The organism is Rathayibacter sp. AY1D1 (genome assembly GCF_002932635.1).
In the GTDB taxonomy this organism is placed as follows: domain Bacteria; phylum Actinomycetota; class Actinomycetes; order Actinomycetales; family Microbacteriaceae; genus Rathayibacter.
This window is the reverse complement of the sequence record NZ_PSVY01000051.1, coordinates 1-10,567: the sequence shown is the minus strand read 5'-3', so window position 1 is coordinate 10,567 and position 10,567 is coordinate 1. Positions and strand designations below refer to the sequence as shown.

Below are 10,567 nucleotides of genomic sequence, written 5' to 3'. Positions count from 1 at the left end.
AGCCCGCGCTCGCCGGCGGTTCGTCCCTCCACAGGCGGGGTACCGGCTCCGTTGTCCCGATCCTGGTCACGGGCCCGGCCCGATGTCGGTGGTCGCTGATTCAATACATGTATGAGAAGTTCGGGTGACGCGATGCAGGCGGTCGAGGCGGTGCAGGCGGGCGAGACGACGCAGACGCTCGACGCGGTGCGCGCGCTCGCCGGTCTCGCGGCGGGGCTCGCCCGCTCCTCGGCACCGGTGCTGCTCGCGGGAGCCGTCGCCCTGCACACGGCCTACGGGGCGGCGTTGCTCGTGCCGGAGTCGTTCGCGCGGGGGAGCCGTCTCTCCCGGAGCGAGGCGGGAGACCTCGTGGAGCGCTCGATCCGAGCCGAGTTCGCGACGGCGCTCGGGATGTCGGAGCGCGCGGCGTCTCGACGTCTCGAGCATGCTCGGCTCCTCATCGAGGACCTCCCGGCGACCCGTGCCCTCCTGGCCGAGGCCCGGATCCTCTGGGAGGCCGGCGAGGTCGTCTGCGCCGCCGCCGCGACCCTCCCCGCTCCGTCGCGCGCGCCCTTCGACGAGCGGGCGGCCGCCGCGGCGCTCACGCAGACGCCCACCCAGCTCCGCCGGACCGTGGCGCGGTTGCGCGACGAGCTGCACGAGCAGCCGTTCACCGAACGCCACGCCCGCGCCCGAGAGGACCGCAGCGTGTGGCTCGGAGCCGAGGCCGACGGCATGGCCACGCTCTGCGCCCTGCTGCCGGCCCCGGTCGCGGTCGGCGCCTACAACCGTCTCGACCGCATCGCCCGCTCGCTCCGCGACGGGGCGGACGCGGCGGGGATCGGGTTCGGTGCAGGTGCGAGTGCGAGTGCGACTGCGACTGCGACTGCGACTGCACAGAGCGGTGCTGGTGCCCGTGGCGATGCTCCGGTGGCAGTCGGCGCGCGGACGGACGCTGGTGCTGGTGCTGGTGCTGGTGCTGGTGCTGGTGCTGGTGCCGGTGCCGGGCTCGGCGCGGAGACGGGTGGCGGCGCCGGTGGAGACGCTGACATCTCCCTCGGCGACGGCCGGACGCTCGCGCAGCTGCGGGCCGACGCCCTCGTCGATCTGCTCATCGACGGCGACATCTCCGCAGACGGATCCTCGGGAGAAGGAGCGAGCGCCGTCCGTGCCTCGGGCTCCGGAATCCACGCCTCGGTCTCCGGAGTCCGCGCCGACGTGCGCCTCACCCTCGCCGCCAGCACCGCGGTCGGCCTCGACGACGCGCCGGCCGAACTCGACGGCTACGGTCTCGTCCCCGCCGACATCGCCCGGGAGCTCGTGCGCACGGCGGCCGCCTTCACGCGGGTGCTGACCGATCCGGACACGGGAGTGGTGACGTCGGTCGGCAGGACCCTCCGCGTCCCGCCCCCTCGGATGCGCCTCCAGCTGCAGCTGCGCGACCGGACCTGCCGGTTCCCCGGCTGCACCCGCGCGGCCTCGACGGCGGAGGCCGACCACACCCTCGAGTGGCGGAACGGAGGCGAGACCGCCCTCGGCAACCTGGCCTCGCTCTGCGTCGCGCACCACCACGTCCGCCACGGCGACCGCTGGACCTACACCCTCCATCCGGACGGCACCGTCGTCTGGACGACCCCCACCGGCCGACGGATCACCGACCGACCGCGGGCGCTGCCCGGGGCTCCGCTGCCGCCCACGCGACGACCGACGCCGCAGTCGGCGCAAGAACCGGAGCCGGAGCCGCAGCCGGAGCAGCAGCCGCACCCGCTGTCACCACGATCCTCGTCATCGCAGCTGAGGTCATCGCGACCGTCGTCACCTCGACCGTCGCCATCGGTGCTGTCGCCGACGCGGCCGCGGTTCGTGGACGCGCCTCCGCCGTTCTGATCCGCAGCCCGACATGCCGGGCGATTCGACACTCCGTCGGCCGCGAGGCGGTGAATCGCCGTGCCTGGACACGCCCAGGCGCCCTCGCGCTCTCTCACCTCCGGCGCCGCGAGGTCCGTCGGCACGTTGGCGCTTCGTCGAGCCTCGAGCTCCGAGCCCCGAGCTCCGAGCTCCGAGCCCCGTGTCCCGGAGCTCCGAGCCTCGAACCCCGTGTCCCGTCGTGCTTCGGCGCTTCGGGGCGTCGGCCACCGCGTCCCGGTCCGCCCGCGTCCCGGTCCGCTCCCGCCCCGCTCCGGCTGGCGGACGCCCCCGCCGCGCAGGAGAGCCGTCGAACTCGGGAGATCACGACCGGACGACCTCCACGTGGTTCACGTTCTCCGCCGCCCGCCGCCCGCAGCGTCCGTCGGCACTCTCCTGCCCCGTCCTCTCCGGCCCTGCTCTGTCCTCTCCTTCCACGTCCTCTCCTGCCCCGTCCGGTCAGGAGCGTCCCGCCGCGGCGACCGCTCCACGCCGCCCTTGCCTCCGCCCGTGCCCCCGCCCGTGCCGCCGCCCGACCTCACCGGATGCCGCTGCGCGCGAACCCCTGCACGAAGTAGCGCTGGAAGCACAGGAACAGCAGCACCATCGGCAGCACCGACACCAGCGCCAGCGCCATGCTCGCGCTGTAGTCAGGCGTCGACTGGCCCTTGAGGTAGAGCAGGCCGATCGGCAGCGTGAACAGCTCGTTGTCCTTCAGGGCGATCAGCGGCCAGGCGAAGTCGTTCCAGCTGCCGAGCAGAGTCAGCAGGATCAGGACGGCGATCAGCGGCTTCGAGAGCGGCAGCACGATCTGCAGGAACACCCGCAGGTGGCCGGCCCCGTCGATCCGCGCCGCCTCGATCAGCTCCTCCGGGATGGAGAGGAAGAACTGCCGGGCGAGGAAGATCCCGAAGGCCGCCGCCGCTCCGGGCAGGATCACCGACCAGTAGGTGCCGTAGATCTGCAGTCCGGTCACGAGCTTGAACTGCGCGACCATGATCGCCTGCACCGGGATCATCATCGTGGCCAGTGCGAGCAGGAACAGCAGGTTCCGCCCCGGGAAGCGCAGCCGCGCGAAGCCCCAGCCGGCCAGAAGGTTCACCACGACGGTGAACACCGTGACGAACGCCCCGATCACGACCGAGTTGACGAACCACTCGCCCACGGGGAATCGCGCGAACACCGTCGCGAAGTTCTCGAACGAGATCTCGCTCGGCCAGAAGCGGGGCGGGCCGGGCGCGAACACCTCGCCGCGCGGCGAGAAGGCGATGACGAGCATCCAGTACAGCGGGAAGAACACGATCGCCGAGGCGACGATCGCGACGACGAGGCGGACGACGAGTCCGGAGCGGGAGCCGTCGCGGCGGGAGGGACGCCGGCGCGGGGTCTCGCGGGCGGTGGCCGCGGCGACCGCGGCGGGCGTGGTGACGGTGGAGGACGACATGAGGGCTCCTAGTCGACGAGGTCGCGCGTGCGGCTCGTGCGCCACTGCAGGTAGGTGAAGGCGAGGGAGACCATCAGGATGACGACGCCGAGCGCGGCGCCGTAGCCCTGCTCTCGGACCTGGAAGCCGTTGCGGTACGCGTAGGTGCCGAGCACCGACGTGGAGAAGCCGGGGCCGCCGCCCGTCATCACGAAGACGATGTCGAAGACCTGGAACGAGGCGATCACGTTCATGATCAGCAGGAAGAAGGTGGACGGGCCGACCAGCGGCACCGTCAGTGCGCGGAACTGCTGCCAGCGCGTCGCTCCGTCGATCCGTGCGGCCTCGTAGAGCTCGGGCGAGACGCTCTGCAGGCCCGCCAGGTAGATCACCATGTTGAAGCCGATCCGCAGCCACACCGCGGTCAGCATCACCGAGATCATCGCCGCGGAGCCGTCCGACTGCCACGCGACCGGCGAGGCGCCCAGCGAGCTCAGCACCTTGTTCACGATGCCCGAGGACTCGCTGAAGATCGTGACCGCGATCATCCCGGAGGCGACGCCCGAGATCACCAGGGGCAGCACGATCACCGTGCGGAAGATCCCGCGCGCGGGCAGGACGGAGTTGAGCAGCACGGCCAGGCCGAGGCCGCCGGCGAGCTCGAGCGGCACGGTGACCGCGGTGAAGAGGAGCGTGTTGCCCAGGCTCTGCCAGAACACCGGGTCGGCGCCCATCCGCAGGTAGTTCGCGAAGCCGACCCACTCGGGCGTGCCGAAGCCGCGCGACTCCTGGAACGAGAGCTGGATCGCCCAGAGGATCGGCACGAACAGGAACAGCGCCATCAGGAGCAGGTTCGGGCCGACGAAGCCGAAGCCGGCGAGGGCCTCGCGCCTGCGGGCCGACCGCGGCCGGGCGGAGGAGCCCGCCCGGCCGCGGAGGGTGGTGGCGGTCATCAGCTGGTCGCCTGCTGGATGGCCGCGTCGAGGCCGGAGAGGGTCTCCTCGGTGCTGCGCCCGCCGACGAACGCCTCCTCGAGCTGGTCCTGCATCGCGACGGAGATCTTCGCGAGGAACGGCGAGGTGAGCTGCTGCACGTCCCGCGGGGTGATCGTCGCGGCCTGCTCGACGAACACGGGCATCACGTCCGGGCGCACCGCGAAGTCGATCGACGCGGGGTCGATGTCGGACCGGGTGGGCAGCTCGTTCGTCGCCGCGCAGAACTCGGCCATGGTGTCGGCCTGCGTCATGAACGAGAGGAACTCGGTCGCGAGCTCCGGGTTGTCGGTGTCGGCCGTGGCGACGAGGGCGTTGCCGCCGAGGTCGGTCGCGCCGCGCTCGTCGACGGGCATCGGCGTGGCGGTCCACTCGAAGTCGGCGAGGTCGTCGATGTCCGGCACGAGGAAGGACCCGGCGAACGCCATCGCCGCGGTCTGCTCCGTGAAGAAGGAGTCGGCGTAGGTGGCGGACTTCACCGAGCTGGTCGGCGGAACCCAGTCGTTGTCGAAGAAGCTCTTCGTGAAGTCCAGCGCCTTCGCGCCGGCGGCGGAGTCGATCGCCGGAGTGGTGCCGTCCTCCTCCAGGAGCGTGCCGTCGGCCTCGAACAGCCAGCTCAGCCAGCGGGGCGTGCCGCCGAGCTGCCAGTTGTAGACGAACGGGTACTGCTCGGCGGGCAGGCTCGCGCGCAGCTTCGCGGAGGCGTCGGCGAACTCCTCCCAGGTCCACGCCTCGTCGGCGGTGGTCGGCACGTCGGTGATGCCGGCCGCCGCGAGCAGCTGCGTGTTCACCAGCAGCGCCGACACGTCGGTCTGGTGCGGGACGCCGTAGGGCTTCCCCTCGAAGGAGACGGCCTCCTGGAACGCGGGCGTGAAGGAGTCGAAGTCGTCGATCCGGTCGGTCAGGTCGAGCAGCTGCTCCTGGCTGGAGTAGACGCCGAGGTTGCCGTAGTCGACGCGGAACACGTCGGGGGCCTCGCCCGACGACAGCTGCGCGTCGATGTTGCTGAACATCTGGTCGTAGGGGACGACGTTGAGCTCGACGCTCGCCCCCTCGTGCTCGGCCTCGAAGTCGGTGATCAGCGACTCGAAGGCCGCCTGCTCGGACTCGCTGGCCCAGGTGGTGAAGGTGATCGAGTCGGCGTCGGCCGAACCGCCGCCTCCTCCGCCGAAGCCGCTGCAGCCGGTGAGGGCGGCGGTCGACGCCAGGACGGCGGCGAGGGGGATGAATCGTCTGCGCATGGGTGGTCTCCTGCTGTGAAGGGTCGGACGGGGGCGGGGTCGGAGGGCCGCGTCAGGCGGGGCGGCGGAGGGCGGTCTCGACGAGCGAGACGAGGCCGTGCGGGCCGAGCTGGCCGGCGAGCAGGTCGAGCGGAGTGGGGACGGGCAGCGCCGAGGCGGCGCGGCCGAGGCGGGAGGCGGGCACGGGGGCGGCCTCGCGCTCCTCCGGCTCCGGGTCGGCGAGGGCCAGCGCGACAGTGGCGGCCACGTCCTCGACCGCGCGGACGCAGCCGAAGCGGACGATCCGCTCGTCGTCGATCAGGGCCTCGCCGTAGCCCGCGCGGAACGCCGAGCGCTGCACGTCGCTGATCGGCCGCGAGTAGATGACGCCCAGCTCGATCAGGAGCAGGTCGGCCTCCCGCGGGGCGACGGTGGCCTCGTCGAAGTCGATCAGCCAGGGGCGGCCGCTCTCGTCGATGACGACGTTGCCGGGATGCGGGTCGCCGTGGAGGGGCACGCGGGAGGTGGGCGTGCGGGCGCGCTTCAGCCGCCGCTCAGCGCCGGCGAGGGCGTCGAGGCGGGAGCGGTTCGCGCGCCACAGCGCGGTGAGGCGGGGGCGGGGCTCCGGCTGCGCGTCGATCCTCTCGTCGGTCTCGGCGAGGAGGTCGGCGAGCGGACGGCGGACGCGGCGGATGCCCCGCCGCACGGGAGGCGCGAGGGTCGGCGGCTCGGCGTCGTGCACGGAGCGCAGGACCGCGCCGAACCCCTCCCAGTCGAGGGCGTCCTCGCCGGAGTCGACGGCGTCCTCGCCGAGGATCCACGGCGCGACCGAGACCCGCAGCCCACGGTCCTCCACCCAGGGGCGCCCGTCGGAGGCGCGGTGCGGCGCCGCGACGCCCGGCACCCCCGCCTCTCCCAGCGACGCCGAGAGCGCGAGGCCGAAGCGCCCGTCGCGGGCCGACGCCTTGACGCTCCACAGCGCCCCGGAGCCGTCGGCCGCGCACCAGACGCGCGCTCCGTGGTCGAGTCCGCCGACGACGGGCTCCAGGTCGACGAGGCCGACGCCGAACTCGCGGCGCACCAGAGAGCGCGCCCAGGCGCCCGCCTCCTCGATCGTGTCCATCCCGCTCATGCTGACGCGCGGGCGCCCCGCGAGCAGGTGCTTGCGCGATCGGTGATCGTAGGCATGGGTGCGGGCTGAGCCGCGTCTCAGGCTCGCGCGGGGAAGAGGGCGAGCCGCTGCTCCGTCCCCTGCTGCCGGACCGTGAGAACGGGAGCCGTGAGCGCGTGACCGTGGTGGTAGCCCGTCACCGACTCGGGGGCGTCCCCGGCGGTGAGGGGCAGGAACGCGATCGGCGAGAGGTCCGCGTCGGCGCGGAACAGCGAGAGCGCCCTCGCGGTGACGACGGCCAGCAGCACGGGGTCCGGCTTCGCCGCGCGCAGCGCCGGGAGGTCGACCGCGGCTCCGGCGACCGCGAGCGTCCGCAGCGAGGCCAGCGTCTCCGGAGTGTTCAGCACTGCGGTGACGCCGCCGTCCGGATGCTCGGCTCGCAGCCTCTCGAGCCTCGGCCGGGACCACCGCTCCTCGACGCGCCGCCGGAGCCCGAAGCCGAGCACCGCGACGATCACCGCGGCCACCGCGAGCACCACGCCCCACCCTCCGTAGAGCTGGAACGCCCGGGCACCCGACCACGCCGCCGCGACGACCACCGTCGCCCCGAAGAACGCCTCGCTCCCGAGCGACCGCAGCCGGGACGACTGCACCTCCTGCGTCACGGGCGCTCCTCCGGGTCGGGCGGACCTCCGGGCGGGTCGCGTCAGCGCATGATCGCACCGGCGCCTGCGGGTCGGGCGGGATCCGTCGCGCGGGAGGCCGGCTCAGCGCCCGCGCCGCGCCCGCGGATCGGTGAGGAGTCGGACCGGGGGGAGGTCGGCCAGGTCGGGGGACACGAAGCCGAGCACGTCGGAGTGGTGGTCGGCGGAGGCACGGCGGAGGAAGGACCAGCACTTGAGCGAGGACGGGCGCCGGTCGAGGGGGAGGGGAGCGGCCTCCACGATGATCACGGTGGCGGAGCAGTGCAGGATCCGCACGGGCACGCGGCTCTCGCGGCCGTCGACGGTCCAGCTGGAGACGCCGCGGATGCGGCCGTCCTCGCGGTCGACCCCGACGGTGAGGACGCTCCGGAAGTCGTCGGACGCGGCGCCCATTCCGATCTGGAAGTCGCCGTCGGCGCCGTCGAGCACGAAGGCGACGTCGAGTCCGCGGCGGTGCCGGACGGTGAAGGTGGCGAGCAGGGGACCGCTCCCGAACCTCGGGGCCTCGTCGCGGGCCTGCCGGACACGCTGCTCCGCGTCGTCCCTGTCCATGGAGCCACTCCTGCCGTCCCGGCGGAGCGGGGCCCGCGCGCCCGTCGAGCCTAGGGGGAGCGGGACGGCGTCACCCCGCGCGAGGCAGCGTCACCCGGAAGCGGGCGCCGACGGGCCCCGCCTCCGCCACGAGGTCGCCGCCGAGGGCCCGGGCCAGCCCGCGCGCGATCGGCAGGCCGAGGCCCGAGCCGCCGTCGGCGCGGTTGCGGGCGTCGTCGAGGCGGACGAGGCGGTCGAAGACGCGCTCGCGGTCGGCCTCGGCGATGCCGGGGCCGTCGTCGTCGACGGTGATCGTGACGGAGTCGGCGGCCGCCTCGACGGCGACGTCGATCCGGGAGCGGGCGAAGCGGGCGCCGTTCTCGAGGAGGTTGCCGAGCACCTGGGCCAGCCGGTCGGCGTCGGCGCTGACCAGGAGCGGCTCGGCGGGCCGGTGCAGCTCGATCGCGAGGCCCGGGCGGCGCAGCTCCTGGCGCTCGATCGCGGCCTCGGCGACGACCGCGGGGTCCAGCGGACGCGACTCCAGAGCCAGGCCCTCGTCCAGCCGCGCCATCAGCAGCATGTCCTGGATGAGGCGACCCGCGCGCAGCGACTCCCGCACGACGTGCACCGAGAGGCGCTCGCGCTCCTGCTCGCCGCCGTCGCCGCGGACGAGCGCGTCGGCGGCGGCCTGGATGCCGGCGACCGGCGTCCGCAGCTCGTGCGCGGCGTCCGAGACGAACGCGCGCATCCGCTGCTCCGCCGCGAGGGCCGTCGCCTCGGCGGCGAGGGCATTGCGCTCGGCCTGCTCGAGGTCGTCGAGCATCTCGTCGAACGCGGTCGCGGTGCGGCCGAGCTCCGTCCGCGGACGGGAGGGGCGCAGCCGCCGCCCGCGGTCGCCGTGCGCGATGTCGCGGGCCACGTCGGTCATCCGCTCCAGGGGCCGGAGGGTCGCGCGGACCACGACGATCAGCGCGAGCGCGGCCAGCAGGAGGAACACGGCCGACGCGCCGAGCAGGATCCCGTTCAGCTGCGCGAGGGTGCTGCCGACCGATCCGGCCTCGCTGGTGAGCTCGAGGCGGGTGCCGTCGCTGAGGGTCGACTCGAGGGTGATCAGCTCGTCGTCGGCGGCGACGCTGCTCGAGACGACGGTGACGGCGGCAGAGGCGGCTCGGGGCGAGACGGCTCCGGAGGAGGAGCTCGTGCCGGGCGGCGACGGCGGCTCTCCGAGCTGGTCGGCGGCTCCAGGGCCCAGTCGCAGCTGCTCCGGGCTCGGCCCGGCCACGACGTCCTCGCCCTCGGGGCTCGTGATCCGCACCGAGACGCCCTGCGCCGAGAGGCGGGAGGCGAGGGCGTCGTCGGCGATCGTGCCGACCAGCGCGGCGGCGGCGGAGGCACGGTCCTGCAGCCGCTCCTCGATCTGGTCGCGGAGGCGCTCGCCGAGCACCGCCTGCACCGTCGCCGAGAGGGCCAGGAGCAGCACGGCCAGCAGCGCGAGCACGGCCAGGACGGTGCGGAGGCGGAGCGAGCCGGTCCGCAGGGCGCCCGGCTGGGAGCGGCTCACGCCTCCACCCGGTAGCCGAGGCCGCGGACGGTGTGCACGAGCCGGTCGCCGTGCGCCTCCATCTTCTTGCGGAGGGAGCTGAGGTGCACCTCGACGAGGTTCGGGTCGACGTGGTCGTAGCCCCAGACCTGCGTGAGGATCTGGGTCTTGGTGAGGGTGCGGCCGCGGTTACCGGCGAGGAAGGCGAGGAGGCGGAACTCGGTCGCGGTGAGGTCGAGGGCGACGCCGCCGCGGCGGGCGCGGCCCGACTCCGGGTCGACGACGAGGTCGCCGATCTCGACGACGGACGGGATGCGGCCGCGGCGCCGCAGCACGGCGGTCACGCGCTTGACGAGCTCGGCGAGCACGAACGGCTTCACCACGTAGTCGTCGACGCCCTCGTCGAAGCCGCGGAGGCGGTCGTCGACCGCGTCGCGGGCGGTGAGCATGATCACGGCCGCGTCGCTGCTGCGGCGGATCCGCTCGGCGAGCACGATGCCGCTCGGGCCGGGGAGCATCCAGTCGAGGATCACCAGGTCCGGAGCGAAGGTGCTCAGCTCGCGGGCGAGGTCCTCGCCGGAGACGAGACCGCGGACCGTGAAGCGCTCGCTGCGCAGCGCGGTCTCGACGGAGGAGCGGATGGCGTCGTCGTCCTCGATGAGGAGCACGCGGGCGGAGGAGGGCATGTGGTCGAACCTAGGGGCCGCGGATCGGGGCGCACCCGGCGTCTGCTGTGGAGGGTCTGTTCTTAAGTCCGGCTTCAGATTCGCCTTCGAATCTGAGATGGAACCGGCCGCAACCGATCCCGAACGGGGTCGGCACCGGGCCGGAACGAGGAGACACCCATGACCGAGTCGACCACCCCCGCCGAGAAGGGCTCGAGCTTCGGGCCGCGCCGTCCGAAGAAGCGCGCCCTGACCATCGGCATCGCTGTCGGCGCCCTCGGACTCGTCGCGCTCGGCTCGACCGCCGCGTTCGCCGCGACGCCGTCGAGCACGCCGACCTCCAGCGCCACACCGCTGCACTCCACCTCGACCGACGCGCCGTCGACCGATGCGCCCCGATCCGCGGCCCCTAGGTTCGACCACATGCCCTCCTCCGCCCGCGTGCTCCTCATCGAGGACGACGACGCCATCCGCTCCCCCGTCGACACCCCGCCGCC

General features: G+C 73.7%; 10 protein-coding genes. 2 read left to right on the top strand and 8 right to left on the bottom strand.

What is annotated here, in order from left to right:
• Positions 1 to 111 precede the first annotated feature (111 nt).
• Positions 112 to 1,866, top strand: a complete 1,755-nt coding sequence (locus C5C56_RS16965) for an HNH endonuclease signature motif containing protein (RefSeq protein WP_104319984.1) — start codon at positions 112 to 114, stop codon at positions 1,864 to 1,866.
• Between the two features lie 556 nt (positions 1,867 to 2,422).
• Here the strand turns inward: C5C56_RS16965 and C5C56_RS16960 are convergent.
• The 8 genes from C5C56_RS16960 to C5C56_RS16925 all read right to left on the bottom strand — a co-directional run bounded on the left by C5C56_RS16960 (position 2,423) and on the right by C5C56_RS16925 (position 10,091).
• Positions 2,423 to 3,328 carry a carbohydrate ABC transporter permease gene (locus C5C56_RS16960; RefSeq protein WP_104295831.1) on the bottom strand — a complete coding sequence of 302 codons (906 nt, stop codon included), beginning with the start codon at positions 3,326 to 3,328 and terminating at the stop codon, positions 2,423 to 2,425.
• 8 nt (positions 3,329 to 3,336) lie between these two features.
• Complete coding sequence (locus tag C5C56_RS16955) at positions 3,337 to 4,260, bottom strand: carbohydrate ABC transporter permease (protein WP_104225205.1); 924 nt, start codon at positions 4,258 to 4,260, stop codon at positions 3,337 to 3,339.
• Complete coding sequence (locus C5C56_RS16950) at positions 4,260 to 5,540, bottom strand: sugar ABC transporter substrate-binding protein (RefSeq protein ID WP_244229553.1); 1,281 nt, start codon at positions 5,538 to 5,540, stop codon at positions 4,260 to 4,262. Before C5C56_RS16950 ends, C5C56_RS16955 begins: the two co-directional genes overlap by 1 nt.
• Before the next feature lie 52 nt (positions 5,541 to 5,592).
• Positions 5,593 to 6,642: an aminoglycoside phosphotransferase family protein gene (locus C5C56_RS16945; RefSeq protein ID WP_181137625.1), complete on the bottom strand. Its 1,050-nt coding sequence runs from the start codon at positions 6,640 to 6,642 to the stop codon at positions 5,593 to 5,595.
• Positions 6,643 to 6,728: 86 nt separating this feature from the next.
• Positions 6,729 to 7,295, bottom strand: coding sequence for a hypothetical protein (locus C5C56_RS16940; RefSeq protein WP_104319982.1), 567 nt, complete (start codon positions 7,293 to 7,295; stop codon positions 6,729 to 6,731).
• A gap of 102 nt (positions 7,296 to 7,397) precedes the next feature.
• On the bottom strand, positions 7,398 to 7,886 hold the full coding sequence (locus C5C56_RS16935) for a hypothetical protein (RefSeq protein WP_104234606.1): 489 nt from the start codon (positions 7,884 to 7,886) through the stop codon (positions 7,398 to 7,400).
• 70 nt (positions 7,887 to 7,956) lie between these two features.
• Positions 7,957 to 9,426, bottom strand: a complete 1,470-nt coding sequence (locus tag C5C56_RS16930; RefSeq protein ID WP_104319981.1) for a cell wall metabolism sensor histidine kinase WalK — start codon at positions 9,424 to 9,426, stop codon at positions 7,957 to 7,959.
• A complete protein-coding gene (locus C5C56_RS16925; RefSeq protein ID WP_104225192.1) occupies positions 9,423 to 10,091 on the bottom strand; it encodes a response regulator transcription factor in 669 nt (222 codons plus the stop codon). The genes C5C56_RS16930 and C5C56_RS16925 overlap by 4 nt, the downstream gene beginning before the upstream one ends.
• 159 nt (positions 10,092 to 10,250) lie before the next feature.
• On the opposite strand from C5C56_RS16925, the gene C5C56_RS16920 reads away from it, so the two are divergent.
• Positions 10,251 to 10,567: hypothetical protein (locus C5C56_RS16920; RefSeq protein WP_104319980.1), on the top strand; the 317-nt coding region annotated here is incomplete at its 3' end.

Bases quoted from the DNA above. Each gene is read 5' to 3' on its own strand.
- C5C56_RS16965 (WP_104319984.1), top strand. From the start codon at position 112: ATGAGAAGTTCGGGTGACGCGATGCAGGCGGTCGAGGCGGTGCAGGCG.
- C5C56_RS16960 (WP_104295831.1), bottom strand. From the start codon at position 3,328: ATGTCGTCCTCCACCGTCACCACGCCCGCCGCGGTCGCCGCGGCCACC.
- C5C56_RS16955 (WP_104225205.1), bottom strand. From the start codon at position 4,260: ATGACCGCCACCACCCTCCGCGGCCGGGCGGGCTCCTCCGCCCGGCCG.
- C5C56_RS16950 (WP_244229553.1), bottom strand. From the start codon at position 5,540: ATGCGCAGACGATTCATCCCCCTCGCCGCCGTCCTGGCGTCGACCGCC.
- C5C56_RS16945 (WP_181137625.1), bottom strand. From the start codon at position 6,642: ATGGACACGATCGAGGAGGCGGGCGCCTGGGCGCGCTCTCTGGTGCGC.
- C5C56_RS16935 (WP_104234606.1), bottom strand. From the start codon at position 7,886: ATGGACAGGGACGACGCGGAGCAGCGTGTCCGGCAGGCCCGCGACGAG.
- C5C56_RS16925 (WP_104225192.1), bottom strand. From the start codon at position 10,091: ATGCCCTCCTCCGCCCGCGTGCTCCTCATCGAGGACGACGACGCCATC.